The sequence below is a fragment of the Massilia endophytica genome, from assembly GCF_021165955.1.
In the GTDB taxonomy this organism is placed as follows: Bacteria; Pseudomonadota; Gammaproteobacteria; order Burkholderiales; family Burkholderiaceae_D; genus Rugamonas; species Rugamonas endophytica.
In genome coordinates this window covers 4,129,736-4,149,281 of sequence record NZ_CP088952.1, presented here as the reverse complement: position 1 = coordinate 4,149,281, position 19,546 = coordinate 4,129,736, and the positions used below count along the sequence as shown (strand labels likewise).

16 protein-coding genes are annotated in these 19,546 nt (G+C 65.1%); 3 read left to right on the top strand and 13 right to left on the bottom strand.

Annotated elements, in window-relative coordinates:
• Positions 1-2 precede the first annotated feature (2 nt).
• Positions 3-1,412: an aspartate aminotransferase family protein gene (locus LSQ66_RS19015; protein ID WP_231766753.1), complete on the top strand. Its 1,410-nt coding sequence runs from the start codon at positions 3-5 to the stop codon at positions 1,410-1,412.
• Between the two features lies 1 nt (position 1,413).
• On the opposite strand, the gene LSQ66_RS19010 is transcribed toward LSQ66_RS19015, so the two are convergent.
• Entirely contained in the window at positions 1,414-2,874 is a 1,461-nt protein-coding gene (locus LSQ66_RS19010; RefSeq protein ID WP_231766752.1) for a sodium:solute symporter family protein, read from the bottom strand.
• Between the two features lie 119 nt (positions 2,875-2,993).
• On the opposite strand from LSQ66_RS19010, the gene LSQ66_RS19005 reads away from it, so the two are divergent.
• Positions 2,994-4,478, top strand: a complete 1,485-nt coding sequence (locus LSQ66_RS19005) for an aldehyde dehydrogenase (RefSeq protein ID WP_231766751.1) — start codon at positions 2,994-2,996, stop codon at positions 4,476-4,478.
• On the opposite strand, the gene panB is transcribed toward LSQ66_RS19005, so the two are convergent.
• The 7 genes from panB to LSQ66_RS18970 are packed head-to-tail and all read right to left on the bottom strand — an operon-like array spanning position 4,475 to position 10,181.
• The gene (panB, locus tag LSQ66_RS19000; protein WP_231766750.1) at positions 4,475-5,338 is read right to left on the bottom strand and encodes a 3-methyl-2-oxobutanoate hydroxymethyltransferase; all 864 of its coding nucleotides are present in this window, start codon (positions 5,336-5,338) and stop codon (positions 4,475-4,477) included. The genes LSQ66_RS19005 and panB overlap by 4 nt on opposite strands.
• Positions 5,339-5,390: 52 nt before the next feature.
• On the bottom strand, positions 5,391-5,726 hold the full coding sequence (locus tag LSQ66_RS18995) for a DMT family protein (protein ID WP_231766749.1): 336 nt from the start codon (positions 5,724-5,726) through the stop codon (positions 5,391-5,393).
• A 1-nt stretch (position 5,727) separates the two neighbouring features.
• Positions 5,728-6,207: a 2-amino-4-hydroxy-6-hydroxymethyldihydropteridine diphosphokinase gene (gene folK / locus LSQ66_RS18990; RefSeq protein ID WP_231766748.1), complete on the bottom strand. Its 480-nt coding sequence runs from the start codon at positions 6,205-6,207 to the stop codon at positions 5,728-5,730.
• Complete coding sequence (pcnB, locus tag LSQ66_RS18985) at positions 6,204-7,724, bottom strand: polynucleotide adenylyltransferase PcnB (protein ID WP_231766747.1); 1,521 nt, start codon at positions 7,722-7,724, stop codon at positions 6,204-6,206. Before pcnB ends, folK begins: the two co-directional genes overlap by 4 nt.
• On the bottom strand, positions 7,717-8,388 hold the full coding sequence (locus LSQ66_RS18980) for a histidinol-phosphatase (RefSeq protein WP_231766746.1): 672 nt from the start codon (positions 8,386-8,388) through the stop codon (positions 7,717-7,719). The genes pcnB and LSQ66_RS18980 overlap by 8 nt, the downstream gene beginning before the upstream one ends.
• Entirely contained in the window at positions 8,385-9,056 is a 672-nt protein-coding gene (hda, locus tag LSQ66_RS18975) for a DnaA regulatory inactivator Hda (protein WP_231766745.1), read from the bottom strand. The genes LSQ66_RS18980 and hda overlap by 4 nt, the downstream gene beginning before the upstream one ends.
• A gap of 42 nt (positions 9,057-9,098) precedes the next feature.
• A complete protein-coding gene (locus LSQ66_RS18970) occupies positions 9,099-10,181 on the bottom strand; it encodes an AI-2E family transporter (protein WP_231766744.1) in 1,083 nt (360 codons plus the stop codon).
• A gap of 139 nt (positions 10,182-10,320) precedes the next feature.
• Here LSQ66_RS18970 and purM point away from each other — a divergent pair, with 139 nt between their 5' ends.
• Complete coding sequence (purM, locus tag LSQ66_RS18965) at positions 10,321-11,364, top strand: phosphoribosylformylglycinamidine cyclo-ligase (RefSeq protein ID WP_231766743.1); 1,044 nt, start codon at positions 10,321-10,323, stop codon at positions 11,362-11,364.
• A 58-nt stretch (positions 11,365-11,422) separates the two neighbouring features.
• Here purM and LSQ66_RS18960 read toward each other — a convergent pair whose 3' ends face one another.
• The 5 genes from LSQ66_RS18960 to LSQ66_RS18940 all read right to left on the bottom strand — a co-directional run bounded on the left by LSQ66_RS18960 (position 11,423) and on the right by LSQ66_RS18940 (position 19,522).
• Positions 11,423-12,637: a 6-phosphofructokinase gene (locus LSQ66_RS18960; protein WP_231766742.1), complete on the bottom strand. Its 1,215-nt coding sequence runs from the start codon at positions 12,635-12,637 to the stop codon at positions 11,423-11,425.
• A gap of 40 nt (positions 12,638-12,677) precedes the next feature.
• Positions 12,678-14,693 carry an alpha/beta hydrolase family protein gene (locus tag LSQ66_RS18955; protein WP_231766741.1) on the bottom strand — a complete coding sequence of 672 codons (2,016 nt, stop codon included), beginning with the start codon at positions 14,691-14,693 and terminating at the stop codon, positions 12,678-12,680.
• Between the two features lie 78 nt (positions 14,694-14,771).
• The gene (locus LSQ66_RS18950) at positions 14,772-16,781 is read right to left on the bottom strand and encodes an alpha/beta hydrolase family protein (RefSeq protein ID WP_231766740.1); all 2,010 of its coding nucleotides are present in this window, start codon (positions 16,779-16,781) and stop codon (positions 14,772-14,774) included.
• Positions 16,782-16,859: 78 nt separating this feature from the next.
• Positions 16,860-19,055, bottom strand: coding sequence for a xanthine dehydrogenase family protein molybdopterin-binding subunit (locus tag LSQ66_RS18945; RefSeq protein WP_231766739.1), 2,196 nt, complete (start codon positions 19,053-19,055; stop codon positions 16,860-16,862).
• Positions 19,052-19,522 (bottom strand): (2Fe-2S)-binding protein, encoded by a 471-nt coding sequence (locus LSQ66_RS18940; RefSeq protein WP_231766738.1) that lies wholly within the window; start codon positions 19,520-19,522, stop codon positions 19,052-19,054. The genes LSQ66_RS18945 and LSQ66_RS18940 overlap by 4 nt, the downstream gene beginning before the upstream one ends.
• Positions 19,523-19,546 lie beyond the last annotated feature (24 nt).

Sequence of the window (19,546 nt, the reverse complement as noted above, 5' to 3'; positions counted from 1 at the left end):
TCATGACCACCAATCCCGTGGCGCCGGAACTGCCGGACACGCAGGCGCTGCAGCGGCTCGACGCTGCGCACTATCTCCACCCCTTTACCGACCATAAGGCCCTGGCCGAAAAAGGCGCGCGCGTCGTGGTGCGCGGCGACGGCATCTACCTGTGGGATTCGGAAGGGCGGAAGATGCTGGACGGGATGTCCGGGCTGTGGTGCGTGAACGTGGGCTACGGCCGCAACAGCATCACGCAGGCGGTGGCAAAGCAGATGGACACGCTGCCTTTCTACAACAGCTTCTTCAACACCACCAATATCCCGGCGGTGCAGCTGGCGGCGAAGCTTTCCTCGCTGGCGCCGCCAGGGTTCAGCCATGTGTTCTATGCAGGCTCCGGCTCGGAAGCGAACGACACCAATGTGCGCATGGTGCGCCGCTACTGGGACCTGATGGGCCAGCCCGGCCGCCAGGTCGTCATCAGCCGCCAGAACGCCTACCACGGCAGCACCATGGCGGGCGCATCGCTGGGGGGCATGAGCGGCATGCACGTGCAGGGCGGCCTGCCGATTCCCGGCATCGTGCATATCGAGCAGCCCAGCTACACGGCGCACGGCGAGGGCATGACGCCGGAGGAATTCGGCATCGTCGCCGCCTCCTGGCTGGAAGAACGCATCAAGGAGCTGGGGCCGGACAAGGTGGCCGCCTTCATCGGCGAGCCGATACAGGGCGCGGGCGGCGTGATCATTCCGCCATCGACCTACTGGCCCGAGATACGCCGCATCTGCGACAAATACGATGTGCTGCTGATCGCGGACGAAGTCATCACAGGCTTCGGGCGCCTGGGCAGCTGGTTCGCTTCCGAGGCCTTCGGCATGCGGCCTGACCTCATCACCTTCGCCAAGGGCGTCACGTCAGGCTATGTGCCCATGGGCGGCGTTCTGGTGAGCGACCGCATCGCGCAGGTACTGGTTGCGGGCGGCGACTTCAATCACGGCTTCACTTATTCTGGCCACCCGGTGGCCTGTGCGGCGGCGATGGAGAACATCCGCATCATCGAAGAAGAAGGCCTGGTGGAGCGCGTGGCGCACGACACGGGACCTTACCTGAAGCAGCGCTTTGCCAGCCTGGCGGCCCATCCGCTTGTGGGTTCGGCCGAGAGCCATGGCTTTGTGGCGGGGCTGGACCTGGTGCGGCGCAAGGCGGCGCGCGTACACCACCAGGCGCGCTTCGATCCCACGCTGGCTGTAGGCATGATCTGCCGCGGCCACATGTTCGAGAACGGCATGATCATGCGCGCCGTTGGCGACCGCATGATCATTGCGCCGCCCCTCATCATGACGCACGCCCAGATCGACGAGATGATGCAGAAGATCCGCTACTGCCTGGACCTCACCCTCGACGATCTCACCCGGCGCGGCTGGCTGGGCTGAATCAGGCCTGGGCGCCGGCCGCGTGATGCGGCTCATGGCGGTTCTTCAGCACCTGCGGCGCCAGCGAACCTGCGAACATGCCCGCGAAAGCCGCCAGCAGGCCTGCAAGCTGGCCGGGGAAGGCCGTTCCCAGGTCGGACACCTGGGGGAAGAAAAGAATCCACACGGCGATGCCCGCTGCGATGGAGACGATGGCGCCCTGCGTCGTGGCGCGCTTCCAGTACAGGCCCATCACCAGCGGCACAAAGGCCCCCACCAGCGTCACCTGGTAGGCACTCGACACCAGTTCGTAGATCGAGGTGCCCTGCATGGCGATGGCATAGGCGAGCACCAGCGCCGCGAAGATCACGATGGTGGCGCGCATGGCGAACAGCTGCTCCTTGTCCTTCATGTGCGGGCGCAGGTTCTTCAGGATGTTCTCGACGAAGCTGGTGGAAGGCGCCAGCAGCGTGGCGGAGGAAGTGCTCTTGATGGCCGAGAGCAGGGCGCCGAAGAAGAGGATCTGCATCACGAGCGGCATCTTCGTCATCACGAAAGTGGGCAGCAGGCGCTGGTAGTCGTTCTTGGCGATATCCATGGCGCTGTCGCCCATCACCACCACCGCGGCGGCCACGATGAACATGGGCACGAAGCCGAAGAGGATATAGCTGGCGCCGCCGATTACGGCGCCGTTGCGCGCGGTGGGTGCGTTCTTGGCCGACATCACGCGCTGGAACACGTCCTGCTGCGGAATGCTGCCGAACATCATGGTGATGGCCGCGCCGATGAAGAAGACGATGTCCGTGAAGCTCGGCTCGGGCAGCAGGCGCCACAGGTCGGCCTTCTGCGCCATGTTCAGCACATTGCCTGCGCCGCCCGCCAGGTCGGCGGCGAAGAAAGCAATCACCGTCATGCCCACCACCAGCACGATCATCTGGATGAAGTCCGTGATGGCCACGGCCAGGAAGCCGCCCACCACCACATAGATCAGCACCGCCAGGGTGCCGATCACCATGCCGGTGGCCGGGGCCATGGCGCCGTTGGTCAGCACGGAGAACACCAGGCCCAGGGCCGTGATCTGGGCCGCCACCCAGCCCAGGTAGCTCAGGATGATGGCGACGGAGCAGAACACTTCGATGCCCTTGCCGTAGCGCTGGCGGTAGTAGTCGCCGATGGTGAGCAGGTTGAGTTTGTACAGCTTGGAGGCGAAGAAGAGGCCGACGAGGATCAGGCAGGTGCCCGCGCCGAAGGGGTCTTCGATCACGGCATTCAGGCCGCCCTGCACGAACTTGGCGGGCACGCCCATCACGGTTTCGGCGCCGAACCAGGTGGCGAAGGTGGTCGTAATGACCATGATCAGGGGCAGGCTGCGGCCTGCCACGGCGAAGTCGCTGGTATTTTTGATCCGCGTGCCCGCCCACATGCCGAGGGCCAGGGTGCCCAGCAGGTAGAGCACGACGAAAACGATCAAAGTGGTGTTCATAAGGCGCGCTCCGGGAGGGCGAAAAAGTTATCAGGCGGAAAATCCGCGATTATAAAGCCAGAACCTGACGGTTGGACCAACTTTGCTAGTATTTGTCCTTCAAGAGGAGGGAAACTGACATGGCAACAACAGCTTGGCACGAAAGGGCGGCCGCCCTGACCATCGACGGCCGCGCGGTGATCGGCGGAGACCGGGTGGAAGCCCGCTCCGGCCAGCGTTTCGACTGCATTTCGCCCATCGACGGCCGCAAACTGGCGGAAGTGGTGCGCTGCGATGCCGCGGATGTCGACACGGCCGTCGCCGCATCCCGCGCTGCCTTCGAAGACGGGCGCTGGGCCGGTTTCGCGCCCGCGAAACGCAAGCGCATTCTCATCAAGTTCGCGGACCTGATGCAGAAGAATGCCGCCGAACTGGCCCTGCTCGAAACGCTGGACATGGGCAAACCGATCAAATACAGCCAGTCGGTGGACGTGGCGGGCGCCGCCAACTGCATCCGCTGGTACGGCGAGGCCATCGACAAGGTGTATGGCGAGATTGCACCCGCGCCTTCAAACAGCCTGGCGCTGATCACGCGCGAGCCGGTGGGCGTGGTGGGCGCCATCGTGCCCTGGAACTACCCCATGCTCATGGCCTCGTGGAAGATCGCCCCCGCGCTCGCGGCAGGCAACAGCGTGGTGCTCAAGCCATCCGAGAAGTCCCCGCTGACGGCGCTGCGCCTGGCGGAGCTGGCGCTGGAGGCGGGCGTTCCGGCGGGCGTGTTCAATGTGCTGCCCGGCTTCGGCCAGGAGGCGGGCAGCGCGCTCGCCCTGCACATGGACGTGGACTGCATCGCCTTCACAGGCTCCACGCGCGTGGGCAAGCAGATCATGCAGATGGCGGGGCAGTCGAACCTGAAACGGGCATGGACGGAACTGGGCGGGAAATCCGCCAACATCGTCTGCGCGGACTGTCCGGACCTGGATGCGGCGGTGTCTTCGGCCATCGGCTCCATCTTCTTCAACCAGGGCGAGAGCTGCAATGCGCCTTCGCGCCTGTTTGTGGAGGAATCGATACGCGAGCGCTTCATCGAGAAGGCGCTGGCCATGGTGCCGGATTTCGCGCCGGGCGATCCGCTGGACGAGAACACCGTGATGGGCGCCATCGTCGACGATATCCAGCTGCGCACGGTGATGGGTTATATCGAGCAGGGCAGGGCGGCTGGCGCGCGCCTGCTGGCGGGCGGAGAACGTGTGCGCACGGAGAGCGGCGGCTACTATGTGGCGCCGACCATTTTCGACCGGGTGGACAGCGGCATGAGCATCGCACGCGAGGAGATTTTCGGGCCCGTGCTGTCGGTGCTGAGTTTCACGAGTCTGGAGGAGGCGGTGAAGCAGGCCAATGCCACGCAATACGGCCTGCACGCGGCGGTGTGGACTTCGGACCTGAGCAAGGCGATCCGCACCTCACGCGCCCTGCGGGCAGGCACCGTGCACGTCAACCAGTACGACAACGACGACATCACGGTACCTTTCGGCGGCTACAAGCAGTCTGGCAACGGCCGCGACAAATCGCTGCACGCGCTGGACAAGTACACGGAGCTGAAAACCACCTGGATCCAGGTTTAGAAACAGTGCTCCAGGGCCGGGAAGGACCCGTCCTTCACGGCCGCCACATATGCCGAAATGGCCGCATCGATGCTGGTCTGGCCATCCATGAAGTTCTTCACGAAGCGCGCTTTCCGCCCCGGGAATACGCCCAGCAGGTCATGCATCACCAGCACCTGTCCCGAGCAGTCCGGACCCGCGCCGATACCGATGGTCGGCATCGCCAGCATGTCCGTCACTTCCTTGCCCAGCGCCGAGGGAATCGCCTCCAGCACCACCATGGAAGCGCCGGCGGCCTGCAGCTTCAGCGCATCGGACTTCAGCGTTTCGGCGCTCTCGGTCGTCTTGCCCTGCACCTTGTAGCCGCCCAGCTGGTGTACGGACTGCGGCGTGAGCCCGACGTGCGCGCACACCGGCACCGCGCGCTCCACCAGGAAGCGGACTGTATCGGCCACCCACGCGCCGCCTTCGATCTTCACCATGTGCGCCCCCGCCTGCATCAGCTGCACGGCGTTGTTGAAGGCCGCCTCCGGCGTGCCATAGCTGCCGAATGGCATGTCCGCCACGATCATCGCGGACTTCGCGCCGCGCGCCACGGCGGCCGTGTGATAGGCCACTTCCTGCACCGTCACCGGCAGGGTGGAGGTGTGGCCGTTGCAGACCATGCCCAGCGAATCCCCGATCAGCAGCACTTCCACGCCGTTGCGCTCCATGAGCGAGGCGAAGCTCGCGTCGTAGCAGGTGAGCATGCTGATCTTCTCGCCGGAAGCGCGCAGGGCGTTCAGGGTGGGAATGGTGACGGCCTTGCTCTGCACCGTCCTGGCCGGCGCCGGCACTGGGGCCGCGCCGCCCATCTCTTTTCCTTGCAAATATCCGGACATGGGAAATCCCTCAATAAAGATGTTTCGGCGCGTATTCTACTGCGGGCGCGGGCTATTTGCCGACGAAGAGGAAGGCGACGGCCGCCATGATGCTGAGGAAGGCCCCAAGGTGGCGCCAGCTGAGCGGCTCGCCCAGCACGGCCACGGCGAAAATGCCGAATACGATGAGCGCAATGGCTTCCTGCACCACCTTGAGCTGGCCCGCGCTCCAGCCGCTGGCAAAGCCGATGCGGTTTGCCGGTACTGCGAGGCAATACTCCACGAAGGCGATGATCCAGCTGATGAGGATCACCGTGAAGAGCGGCTTGTTCATGCCGCCCTTGAGGTGCCAGTACCAGGCGATAGTCATGAAGATATTGGAGGCGGCGAGGAGGAGGAGGGTCTGCATTTCAAGTGTCCAGTTTCGCGATGGGCTGGTCCTGCACCAGCGGCAGGAATGCGGCGGCGGGGCCATGGCCCGGCACGTGCACGCCAGGGGCGATTTCCAGCAGGGGTGCCAGCACGAAAGCGCGTTCGGTCATGCGCGGGTGCGGTACGGTGAGCGTGGCGGTGGCAATCTGCTCCTCGCCGTAGAGCAGCACGTCGAGGTCCAGTGTGCGCGGCGCGTTGCGGTAGGGGCGTTCGCGGCCGTGGGCCTGCTCGATGGCCTGCAGGGCTTCCAGCAGGCTTTGTGCGTCGAGCGCGGTGCCGATGCGGGCGACGGCGTTGATGTAGTCGCCGCCGCTGGAATCGATGGGGGCCGTGTGGTAGAGGCTCGACGCAGCTTCCAGCGTGCAGCCCGGGGCGCGGCGCAGGCGCTCGATGGCGTCCAGCACGTTCGCGCGTGCGTCGCCCAGGTTGGCGCCGATGCCGATGTAGGCAGTGGTCATTGGCCGCTGGCTGCGTCCCCGGCGGGGCCGTTGCCGCCTTCGCCGCCGCCGCGGCGGTTGCGGCGCGGGCCGCGGCGCCGGCGGCGCTTGGGCGGAGCGCCGTTGCTGTCGGGCGGCGCGCTATCGAAATCGTCCGCTTCGTCGGCCTGCGCGTCGTCTGCCGCTTCGGCTTCGGCATCGGCGCCGCCTTCCTCGCCTTCCTTGTGGCGCTGGCCGCGGCGCGGCGGGCGCTTGCGCTTGCTGCCTGCGCCGCTGCTCACGGCGGACACCATCTCGGCGCGGATGACTTCATCGGCCTCCCAGAAGGCCGTCCACCAGTCGCCCAGCTCGGGATCGATTTCACCCGAGGCGCAACGCAGCAGCAGGAAGTCGTAGCCTGCGCGGAAGCGCAGGTGCTCCAGCAGCTTGTACGGGTTCTTGCCGTTGCGGCGCTCGAAGCGCGGCTGCATGGCCCAGATGTCGCGCATGTCCGAACCGATCTTGCGCTGCAGGGCCAGCTTTTCGGTCTGCGATTCGAGCACTTCGTCCGCCGCCAGGTGCAGGGCGGGAATCGGGAACTCGCCCGCAGCCTGGTAGGCGTTCCACTTCTCCAGCACCTGGTGCCACAGCAGGGAGGCGAACAGGAAGCCCGGCGACACGGTTTTCCCGGCCATGATGCGGCGGTCCGTCGCATCCAGCGCCAGGGTCACGAACTTGAAGCCCAGGGGCTGTTCCAGCACCACGTCCAGCAGCGGCAGCAGGCCGTGATGCAGGCCTTCCTTGCGCAGCTGCTGCAGGCAGGCCAGGGCCTGGCCGCTCATGAGCAGCTTGAGCATCTCGTCGAACACGCGGGCGGCGGGCACGTTGTTGATCAGCGGCGCCATCACCTTGATCGGCGCGGCGGTGGAGGGCTCGATGTCGAACTTCAGCTTGGCCGCGAAACGCACGACGCGCAGCATGCGCACCGGGTCTTCGCGGTAGCGCGCTTCCGGCTGGCCGATGATGCGCAGGGTCTTCGAGCGGATGTCGCCGATGCCGCCGTGGTAGTCCAGCACCTGCTGCGTGGCCGGGTTGTAGTACATGGCGTTGACGGTGAAGTCGCGGCGCTCGGCGTCTTCGGCCTGGCTGCCGAAGGTGTTATCGCGCAGCACGCGGCCATGCTCGTCCTTCGGCGCGTTGTCCGTGGTGGTGCCGCGGAAGGTGGTCACCTCCAGCAGGTCCTGGCCGAACATCACGTGCACGATCTGGAAGCGGCGGCCGATGATGAAGGCGCGGCGGAAGAGGCGCTTCACCTGCTCCGGCGTGGCGTTGGTGGCGATGTCGAAATCCTTCGGCTTCACGCCCAGCAGCAGGTCGCGCACGGCGCCGCCCACCACAAAGGCTTCGAAGCCCGCTTCCTGCAAGGTGCTGGTCACGCGCACGGCATTGGACGACACCATCTTCGGGTCGATGCCATGCTGGTCCGGGCCCAGGATATCCGGTTCGTGGTTCGTGCGTCCCTTGACGCCAAGGATCTTGCGGATGAATTTCTTAATCATTGAACAGATGGATTAAAGGCCAGCCTTGCGCGGAAGCATGGGAAGAGAGCTTGGCGTTGGGATTGGTCGCGATTGGATGGCTGACGATGGACATGAGCGGCAGGTCGTTGTGCGAATCGCTGTAGAAGTAGACCGCATCGAAATGGTCCAGCGTCTTGCCCATCTTCTCCAGCCAGGCCTTGGTGTGCTCGATCTTGCCCGGGCCCTGGGTGGGCGTGCCGAGCAGCCTGCCGGTGATGCGCCCGTCCTCGCTCACTTCCGGCATGGCCGCGATCAGGTGCTCCACGCCGAAGGCCCTGGCGATGGGCGCCGTCACGAAATGGTTGGTGGCGGTGACGATGGCCACCAGGTCGCCCGCGTCCTTGTGCTTTTGCAGCAGTGCGCGCGCGGCAGGGCGGATGTTCGGCACGATGACTTCGTCCATGAACTGCTGCTGCAGCGCCGCCAGCTTCACCGGATCGAAGCCGGACAGGGTGCCGAGCGAGAATTCGAGGTATTCCACCGGGTCCAGGGTGCCTGCCTGGTACTGGGCAAAGAAGGCGTCGTTGCGGCGGGCGAATTCGACCGGGTCGACCGCGCCCAGGCGGCAGAGGAACTGGCCCCATTCGTAGTCCGAATCGATGGGCAGGAGCGTGTGGTCGAGGTCAAACAGGGCGAGGTTCATTCTTCTTTCGCTTCCGCCTGCAACCACTCGCGCAGCAGCGGCAAGGTGATCGGGCGTTGGGTTTCCAGGGAATATTGGTCGAGCGAGTCCAGCATCGCGGACAGCGAACGCATGTCGCGCTGAAAATGGGACAGCAAATAGGGTAACACGCCGGGCGACAGCGTCAAGCCGCGGGCCGCGGCGGCCTGGCTCAGGGCGGCCACCTTCTCGTCGTCCGTGAGGCCGTGCAGCTGGTAGATAAGGCCCCAGCCCATGCGCGTGCGCAGGTCCTCGCGCACCGGCAGCACGGCGGGCGCCACGGCGCCGCTGCACACCATGAAGGCGTTGTTGGCGCGGATCTCGTTGAAGAGGGCGAAGGCGTCGATCTGGGCCACGGGCGAGAGTTTCTCGCAGTCGTCCAGCAGGTACAGGTCCACCTCCGGCGAATACACGAATTCGGACTCGATGGAGAAGGGCGAGATATAGCGGGCGCGCTCGGTGGCGCCCAGCGCCTTCAGCAGGTGCGACTTGCCCGAGCCCACCTCGCCCCACAGGTAGGCGAAATGCTCGCGCGAGCTGCGGCCAGCGAACTGGCGCATGAGCGCCGCCGCTTCCGCATTGCGGCCCACCTCGAAGGAATCGAGGGTCAGCACCGGTTCCGCGCCGAGGTCCAGCACCAGCTGCTTCATGCCTGCCCCGATGTCATTTGCATAACTTTTTTGTCCATCGCATCAGCCATTATAAAAGCTGCTGCGCAGGTAGTGACGGCGCAGGTGGCGGAAAGCCACCATCAGCAGGGCGGAGGCGGGCAAGGCGAGCAGCACGCCCACAAAGCCGAACAGCTGGCCGAAAGCCAGCAGGGCGAAGATGACGGCCAGGGGATTGAGGCCGATGCGCTCCCCCACCAGGCGGGGTGTGAGGATAAAGCCCTCGATCACCTGGCCCAGGCCATAGATCACGGCCACGGCGAGAATGCCGCTCCAGTCGCTGAACTGGAGCACGGCGCCGATCAGGGCCAGGAAGAGGCCCAGGCCGAAGCCGAGATAGGGAATGAAGACCAGCACGCCGCTGAGAATGCCCACCGGCAGGGCCACATCGAAACCGGCAATCGCCAGCGCGGCCGAGTAGTAGATGGAGAGCGCCAGCATCACCAGCAGCTGGCCGCGCAGGTACTGGGCCAGCAGAGCGTCCGACTCGCGCGCCATCTCCACCGTGTAGGCGATGTAGCGGCGCGGTACGGCGCCCGCGATGCGCGCCAGCAGCTGGTGCCAGTCGAGCAGAAGATAGAACAGCACAACGGGAATCAGGGTCAGGGTGGCCAGCCAGCCCAGCACCGCCGTGCCGCCCACGCGGGCCGAATTCAGGATGGCGGCCCAGATCTGGTCCCCGCTCGTCGCCATCTGCTCCTCGACCATGCTGCGGATGCCCGCCGAGTCGAAGCGCAGCTGCACGCCCAGCTCCTGCAGGCGGGGGCTCAGGGTGTCATTGAGCTTGGCCAGGAAGGCCGGAATGGCGGCCTGCAGCAGGGGAATTTCCTTGCGCAGCACGGGCACCACGATCAGTACCAGGGCGAGGATGGCTGCGAAGAATAGCAGGATCACGATGGTCACCGACACGGCGCGCGGCATAGGGAAGCGGCCCAGGCGCACCCGGTCCAGGCGGTCCACGCCGGGATTCAGGCAATAGGCGAAGATGGCGGCGGCCAGGAAGGGCGTCAGTACGGGACCGAGCAGGACCAGCAGAAAGAGGAAACCGAGCCACACAGCCATCCAGAAAGCGGTTTGTTTTTGTTCTGCGCTCAGGGGAAATGGCATGTGAAGGGCGTTTTTCAGCGAAAAAGGGCTGGTTGGCGAGGCATTTTGATAAAATAGCGGACTTGCCGGATTTGCGACCACTTGTTGCAACATTGCGGTGTCCGCCTTCTATTTTACCGCCTCTGCTGCGAAATACACCATGAGCCAACCTTCGAATGTTTCCCTGTCCTACCGTGACGCCGGCGTCGATATCGATGCAGGCGACGCTCTAGTTGAAGCGATCAAGCCATTCGCCAAGCGCACGATGCGCGAGGGCGTAATGGGCGGCATCGGCGGCTTCGGCGCCCTGTTCGAGATTGGCAAAAAATACAAGGAACCGGTGCTGGTTTCTGGCACGGACGGCGTGGGCACCAAGCTGAAACTGGCCTTCGAACTCAATCGCCACGACACCGTGGGCATCGACCTGGTGGCCATGAGCGTGAACGACATCCTGGTGCAGGGCGCCGAGCCCCTGTTCTTCCTCGACTACTTCGCCTGCGGCAAACTCGATGTGCCGACGGCGACGGACGTCATCAAGGGCATCGCCAAGGGCTGCGAAATCTCCGGCTGCGCCCTGATCGGCGGCGAAACGGCCGAAATGCCCAGCATGTACCCCGCCGGCGAATACGACCTGGCAGGTTTCGCCGTGGGCGCGGTGGAGAAGTCGAACCTGATCGACGGCTCCAAGATCGTGCCGGGCGACGTGGTGCTGGGCCTTGCCTCCTCGGGCGCGCACTCCAACGGCTACTCGCTGGTGCGCAAGATCATCGAAGTGGCCAAGCCGGACCTGAACGCCGACTTCCACGGCCGCAAGCTGGCGGACGTGCTGATGGAGCCGACCCGCATCTACGTCAAGCCCCTGCTGGCGCTGATGGCATCGATGGAAGTCAAAGGCCTGGTGCACATCACGGGCGGCGGCCTGGTCGAAAACATTCCGCGCGTGCTGGCCGACAACCTGACGGCCGAACTGGATGGCAAGTCCTGGACCATGCCCCCGCTGTTCAAATGGCTGCAGCAGCACGGCGGCGTGGCCGACGCCGAAATGCACCGCGTCTTCAACTGCGGCATCGGCATGACGGTGATCGTCTCCGCCGAGAACGCGGATGCGGCGGTGGCCCAGCTGACGGCGGCCGGCGAAACCGTCAGCCGCATCGGCACCATCCGCGCCCGCAAGGAAGGCGAGCACCAGACCATCGTAATCTAACAGCTCAGCCCGTGTCCACCTTGGGGTCAGACCCCAGAAGTGGACACGGGCTCTGCGGTTAGCGCTTCAGAATCTTGGCCACCGGTGCCGGGCGCAGGCGGTAGGCGTCCGGCATGCCGGAGCCCAGCAAAGGCCTCAGGTACAGGCGGAAGGCGTCGGTGACGTCGGTGCCGCTGGCGGCGATGAATTCGTCCTCCATGGTGCGCGTCTTGCCCGCCACCGTTTCCAGGGGCAGCAGCTCGTAGTCCGCCGAATAGAAGCCGGTGCGCTTGATGGCGACCGAACCGTCGCGGTCGCCCCACATGGCGTACTGCACCGCCTTTTCCCCCACTTCGCGCGCCTCGCGCTGGTCCACGTCCGACACGCAGCCGATGAAGGAGCGCTGCAGGTAGCCGAAGGTGTCGCCGCGCACGCGCTTGATCCCCAGCTTGGCCTTGATTTCGTCGCACAGCAGGTCCGCCAGCGCGCCGGTGCCGGAGAGCTGCACATTGCCGTGTGCGTCGCGCTCCACTTCCTTCGCCAGCAGCGTGGCAATGGGCTCGCCGCTGGCATCGTGAATGCCTTCGGATACGGCGATCACGCAGCGGCCATAGCGCTCGTAGGTGGACTTCACGTCCGCCAGGAAGCGCTCGATCGAGAACACGCGCTCCGGCAGGTAAATCAGGTGCGGCCCGTCGTCCGGGAATTTCTTGCCCAGCGCTGCCGCCGCCGTCAGGAAGCCGGCATGGCGGCCCATCACCACGCCCACGTACACGCCAGGCAGGGAAGCGTTGTCCAGGTTCGCGCCCGCGAAGGCCTGCGCCACGAAGCGTGCGGCCGAGGGGAAGCCGGGCGTATGGTCGCTGCCGACCAGGTCGTTGTCGATGGTTTTGGGGATGTGGATGGCGCGCAGCGGATAGCCCGCGGCGCGCGCCTGCTCGCTGACGATGCGCACCGTGTCCGATGAATCGTTGCCGCCGATGTAGAAGAAGTGCTCGATCTCATGGGCGCGCAGCACATTGAAGATCTCGGCGCAGTATTTGAGGTCCGGCTTGTCGCGCGTGGAACCGAGAGCGGAGGAAGGCGTGGCCGCCACCAGCTCCAGGTTATGGCTGGTTTCCTGGGTCAGGTCGACAAAGTTCTCGTCGATGATGCCGCGCACGCCGTGCAGGGCGCCGTACACCTTCGTCACCTCGCGGAAGCGCCGCGCCTCCAGCGCCACGCCCACCAGCGACTGATTGATCACGGCGGTCGGTCCGCCGCCCTGCGCTACCAGAATCTTGCCGGAACCCATAGCCAGTCTCCTCCATCAATAAGGAATCGGAGCCGCCAGCTTACTCCGTTTTTGCGCTCGCGCCGATATTCTGGTCGAGGAACTTCTCCACGCGCTTCCAGAAGTCGAAGCGGTTCTCCGGCAGCGCCCAGCCGTGCCCCTCATGCTCGTACTCGATCCACTCGACCTTCTGGTTGGTGGGCTTCACCGCATCGTAGAAGCGTTTGCCGTGATAGAGCGGCACGCGCAGGTCGGAGCTGCCATAGGCCAGCAGCAGCGGTTGTTTGATCTTTGCCGCCAGCAGCAGTGGCGAAGTGCGCTTCAACTGCTCTGCGTCCTTCCCGGGATCGCCGACAAGTTGCGGCATGCCGTACTTTTTCCAGGCATCGCTCATGTCCGAGGGCAGGGTCCAGCTGCCCTTGTACATCAGTTCGATGTCCGTCACGCCGGCCCAGTTGACGCCGCAGCGGAAAAGGTCGGCGTCATTGATAAGACCCATCAGGGTGGAATAGCCGCCATAGCTGGAGCCCGCGATGCAGATGCGCTTCGGATCCGCATAGCCCTGTGCAATCGCCCAGCGCGCTCCGTCCGCGATGTCGTCCTGCATTTTCAGGCCCCACTGCTTGATGCCTGCCTGGTACAGCGCCTTGCCATAGCCCGTGCTGCCCCGGAACTCCGGCTGCAGCACCACGTAGCCGCGCGAGGCGAGGAACTGGGCCTCCTCGTTGAAGGCCCACGTATCACCGCGTACCCAGGGGCCGCCGTGCACCAGCACCACCATCGGCAGGTTCTTGCGGCCGCCGTGCGGCAGGGTGATCCAGGCGGGAATACTGAGGCCGTCGCGTGCCTTGTAGTTGACGAGCGCGCGCCGGGACATCTTCGTCGAATCGATCTGCGGCAGCGCATCCCCGAGCCGAATCAGCTTGCCGGTATCGGCGTTGTAGACCAGGTAGACGAGGGGCTGCACGTCAGAGTATGCCGCGACCACCACGTTGTTGACGGTGGGATCGGAGGGAGGCATCACGACGTTGATGGTGGCTGGCAGCAGCTTGTCGATGGTGTTCTGCAGCGCCTGCATTTTCGCGTCGAGCCATTGCGTGCTCAAACCGTCGGCGACCACCGTAAAGCCCTGCAGACCGGCCGGCGAGAAGGCCAGCCTGCCGGCGAAGTCGTAGTCTTCCAGCTGCACTACAGGCTGATCGCCCAGTTTGCCCGTTTCGATGTCGTAGGTGTACACCGCGGACTTGTCGCGGCCACGGCTGCTGTTCACATAGAGTGTGCCGTCCGGGCCAAAACCGAGGGGCTCGAACGAATCGTCGCTGTCCAGGTAGCGGTGGAACTCGGCCAGCGGGCGCCATTCGTTGCCACGCTTCGGGTCGCGATAGAGCACGGTGGATGTGCCTTCGTCCGAAGCGAGCGCCAGCCGGGGTTCGCCTGCGTAGTCCAGCAGCCAGCGCTTGACGGTGCGCGGTCCGATGAAATTGATGGCGCGTCCGGTACGGGTATCGAGCCGGATGAGGCGTTTGTGGCGGATGGTGAAATCATGGTCGCCCTCGAACTCCACGCTCTGGACGTAGACGAAGCTCGAATCGCGGCGGGCAGTGTGCGGAATCATGAAGGTATTCCAGGGCAGCTGCCTGTCGATACCGGTCTCCTCGACGAAACGGTAGTTCCGGTGAGCCAGGGGACGGGGTTCCGTACCGTCGCGGTTCACGGCGAACAGACCCGGCGCAAAGAATGCCTTGCCGTCCGCTTTCTGAAGGTCTTCGGAATCGTAGATCAGCCGTTCGTCGTTCACCCATTGGAAGTTGCGGACGTCGGCGTCGCGGAATTGTGCGACCACGTTGACCTTGCCCGTCGCAACCTCGAAGACGGCGAGCCGCTGGCGTGCGCCGTTGCCGGATACGCGGGCCGCCACGTACTTCCCGCTGGGCGAGATCGCGGCGGCACTGAATTGAGGATTGTCGAAGAACGCTTCCACTGGCGGCGGCGCCAGTGCCGCCGGACTGGAAACCTGCTGGGCGCCGGCAGCGCCCGCAACGAGGAGAATGCTGATCAGGGAGGAGATAAAGCGCATGGACTTGTGTTGTCGTTTTAATGCAGCGACGATAGCACAGGCCCACCGGCAAAAAATCCTCACATTCTCACGCTTGGCTCACTCTGTTTTCGCGCCAGCGCCGATATTCTGGTCAAGGAACTTTTCGACGCGCTTCCAGAAGTCGAAGCGGTTCTTCGGCACGGCCCAGCCGTGGCCTTCCTCCGGATATTCGATCCATTCCACGTTCTGGTTCGTCGCCTTCACCGCGTCGTAGAAGCGCTTGCCGTGGTAGATGGGCACCCGCAGGTCCGCGCCGCCGTAGGCCAGCAGCAGTGGCTGCTGGATGCGCGCGGCCTGCTGCAGGGGCGATGTGCGCTTCAGCTGTTCGGCGTCCTTCTCGCGGTCGCCGATCATGCTGGGCATTCCGTAGTCCTTCCAGGAGTCCGTGAGGTCCGACGGCGTGAACCAGGAACCTTTGTACATCAGCTCAATGTCGGTCACTCCGGCCCAATTGACGCCGCAGCGGTACAGGTCCGGATCGTTCACGAGGCCCATGAGCGTCGCATAACCGCCGTAGCTGGCCCCCGCGATGCAGATCCGCTTCGGGTCCGCATAGCCCTGCGCGATGGCCCAGCGCGTGCCGTCCGCCACATCGTCCTGCATTTTCAAGCCCCATTGCTTCCATCCCGCGTGGAAGAGCTTCTTGCCGTATCCCAGGCTGCCCCGGAATTCCGGTTGCAGGACCACATAGCCGCGCGAGGCCAGGAACTGCGCCTCGTCGTTGAACTCCCAGGTATCGCCGCGCACCCACGGGCCGCCGTGTACCAGAACGACCATGGGCAGGTTCTTCTTCCCGCCGCGGGGCACGGTGAGCCATGCGGGGATGGTGAGGCCGTCGCGCGCCTGGTAGCGCACAAGTTCGCGCTGGCCCACCATGGATGGCTTGATCTGGGGACGGGTTTCACCAAGGCGCACAAGCTTGCCGGTCTCGCCGTTGTAAATGAAGTAGATCGCCGCCTGGGTATCCGAATATGCCTTGACCATCAGGTTGCGGGTGGTGGGGTGCGTTGGGGGCGTGACGATATTGACGGTGGAGGGAAGCATGGCGTCGATGGAATCCTGCAACGCCTGCATATCCTTGTCCAGCCACTGCGTGCCCTCCGCGTCGCTGACGAAACGCACGCCCTGCAGCCCACGCTCGGAGAACAGCAGGCGGCCCGAGAAATCGTAGTCTTCCTGGAGCACCACGGGCTTGTCGCTCAGCTTCCCGGCGTCGAGGTCGTAGCTGAAAACGGCATACTTGTCCCGGCCTGCATTGCTTCGCACGTAAAGCGTGCCGTCCGGCCCGAAAGCCATGGGCGTGAAGGCGCCTTCGCCGCCGAGGTAGCGCTTGAACTCCGCCAGCTGGCGCCATTCATTATTGCGCTTGGGGTCGCGGTAGTGGATCGATGCCTTGCCGTCCACGCTCACCATGGCCAGGCGCGGCTCCCCGTTGTAGTCCATGAGCCACTGCTTGACGTTGTGCGGCCCGGCGTAACCGGACACGCGGCCGGTCAGGGTATTCAGGCGCAGCAGGCTGACATGCGCAATTTCGTTGATGCCTGCATACTCCCGGCTCGCCACATAGGCGAACTCGGAGTCCTGCTTGCCGGTTTGCGGCATCATGTAAGTGTGCCAGGGCAGCAGTACTTCACCGCCGCCATTGCGCACGAAGCTGCCGCGCCGTTCGGCCAGGCGCTTGAACTTGCTGCCGTCGCGGTTGACCGCAAAAAGGCCGGGGGCAGAACGGATTTGGCCTTGACCGAGGTCACGGTCGGCGGAATCGAACAGCAGACGGTCGTCGCTCACCCATTGGAAGCGGTTGACGTCCGCGTCATCGAACTGCGCAACCGCTTGAGCTTTGCCGGTGGCGATCTCGTAGACCGCAAGCCGTTCGCGTGTCCCCTTTCCTCCCACGCGTGCTGCGACATATTTGCCGCTCGGGGACAGCGACGCCGCGCTGAAGGACGGGTTATCGAAGAATGCCTCTACCGGAGGCTTGGCATCGGCCTGCGCCTGAACCGAAGGGAGGGCCAGCAGGATACCGGCTGCAAAGCACAAGTGGAGTAAGAAACGGCAGGGACGCATGGCATGCTGTTGTAGTTTATAGGCCCGCCAACATACCATACGGTTCCCTTGGAAATGTCGCCAATTCTCACATTGGAGCTACAGCTCTAGCGGCAGGCGGCGGATGCGCTTGCCGGTGGCTGCGAACAAGGCGTTGCACAGCGCCGGCGCGATCAAGGGCGGGGCAATCTCGCCCAGCCCCGTTGGCGCGGCGCCCGGCTCCTCCACGAAGTGGACCTCGATCCTGTGCGGCGTTTCGCCGTTGCGGCAGAAGGGCGTATCGTGGAAGTTTGTGTTGGTGACGGCGCCATCGGCCAGCCGCACGCCGCCGTGCAGGGCGGCCGACAGACCCCACATGATGCCGCCTTCCACCTGCTGCCTTGCGCCGTCCGGGTTGATGACAAGGCCGCAGTCCACCACCGCCACCACACGCGTGATGCTCAGCTGCCCGCCGCGCACTTCCACGTCCGCCACCATGGCGCAGTAGCTGTTGCCGTGCATGTAGGGATAGGCCGCGAAGCCGCGTCCGCGCTGGACGCCCGGTTCTGACGGCAGCAACTTGCCCCAGCCTGAAAGCTCGGCAGCCTTCTCGACGACCTTGCGCATGCGGGCCTGGCTGACCTTGTAGCGGTCGCCCGAGGGCTTGTCTTCGCCGCTGCGCATGAGGTCAAGGCGGAACTGCACCGGGTCCTTGCGCGCAGCCTGGGCCAGTTCGTCGATGAAGCATTCCTGGCCGAAGGCCCAGTGATTCGCCACCACGGAGCGCCAGGCGCCGCCCTGCAGCGGGCTGGCGCCCTGCAGGCTGGCGAAGGCATAGCGCACATGCGGCGAGTCGTACACGAACCAAGGATGCTCGCCGCGCGGATTGCCGAAGTAGGCGCGCGCTTCGTCGTGCTCGTAGGACGCCAGCGAACCGTCCGGATTGAGGGCAGCCCGCAGGCGGCTTTGCGAATAGGGATGGTAATGGTCGTGGCGCAGGTCGTCCTCGCGCGTCCACACCACCTTGACGGGAACATTACCCGCTGCCGCTGAAACGCGCAGCGCCTCGATGGCGGTGTCCATGTAGAAGCGCCGCCCGAAGGCGCCGCCCGAGAACTGCGGCGTGACGACCACTTCGCTTTCGGGCAGCTTGAAGATCTTCGCCAGTTGGTTGCGCCAGCCGATGGCGCCCTGCGTACCGACCCAGACCTCCGCGCGGCTGCCCTTGTGGTGGGCGACGCAGTTCATCGGTTCCATGCAGGCGTGGGCCTGGAAGGGATACACGTATTCGGCGGCGAGCACGTTGGCGCGGTCCGCCGGGGCGCTGCCGGTCTCCTTCACGACAGCGAGTTCGCGGTCGAGCGCCTGGGCGGCGTGCGCTTCCCAGCTCGCGTTAGAGTGCAGGACGCCAGCCGGTTTTTCCCACTCCACCACCAGCGCCTTGCGTCCCTGCATCGCTGCCCAGGTGGAGGTGGCGATAACAGCGACCGATTCCTTCGACGAGAAGAACAGCGCCGGAGCGGCCAGGTTGTTGGTGGGCTCCTCGTGCGCCTCGATCTTCACCACGGCGCGCACGCCGGGCACTTTCAGCGCCGCCGAGGGATCGAAGCGCAGCACGCGGCCGCGCAGCTGGGGCGCGCGTTCCAGGCTGGCGAAGAGCATGCCCGGAACGGAGAAATCGATGCCGTAATTCTGCTTGCCGCGCACGATGGCGTCCGCGAAGACGTTCACCTGCTGCTTGCCGACCACATCTCCTGAAACCCGTTCGGAGAGCGTGGGCTGCAGCTTGCGGAACTCGTCGCGGTTGGCCGGACTGCCGAGTGCTGCCGCGTCGGCGGCGAGCGCGCCGAACGCAAGGCGCTGCCTTGCCTGCGGACCGGTCACGAAGCCGCGCGCCGTCCTGCATTGCTCCGGTGCGCACCTCCAGCGCTTCGCGGCGGCCGACAGCAGCGCAGCCCGCGCCAGCGCTGCGCCGCGGCGCAGGTGCAGGTAGTTGTCCTTGATGCAGTTGCTGCCGCCGGTGCCGCTCAGTACATAGCGGGTGTCGGCGGTGTCCGGCACGGGAAGCACGCGGATCTGGGCCATGTCCGCGCCCAGTTCCTGGGCAAAGATCATGGCCATGCCGGTGCCCACGCCCTGGCCCATTTCGTGATGGGTAAGCCAGAATTCGAGCGTATTGGACGGCAGGATGCGCACGAAGTAGCCTACTTCGCTGCCGGTATCGGACGCGGCCTGCGCGGGGAGCCAGCCCTGCATCAGCAGGCCGCCGCCCGCCAGGGCGCTCAGTTTGAGAAAGTCGCGGCGGGAGGTGCTCATGCCTTGCCCTTCCCGGCCGCCATCTGGATGGCCTGCCGCATGCGCGGATAGGTGCCGCAGCGGCACAGGTTTCCTTCCATGCCTTCGGCGATCTGCGCCGCACTCGGCTTGGGATGCTTTTCCAGCAGCGCCACGGCACTCATGATCTGGCCGGACTGGCAGTAGCCGCACTGCGCCACATTGCAGTCCTTCCAGGCCTGCTGCACGGGATGCAGCTTGCTGGTTCTGGCATCGGCCAGGCCTTCGATGGTGCGGATCGGCTTGCCCGCCACCGAGCCCACGGTGGTGCTGCAGGAGCGCACAGCCTCGCCGCCCACGATCACGGTGCAGGCGCCGCACAGGCCAGCGCCGCAGCCGAACTTTGTTCCAGTCATGCCGAGCATGTCCCGCAGCACCCACAGAAGGGGCATGTCCGGGTCAGCGTCGATTCCTACGGTCTTGCGGTTGATATTCAGCTGCAGTGGCATTGATTAGCCCTCCCCTGAAAACAT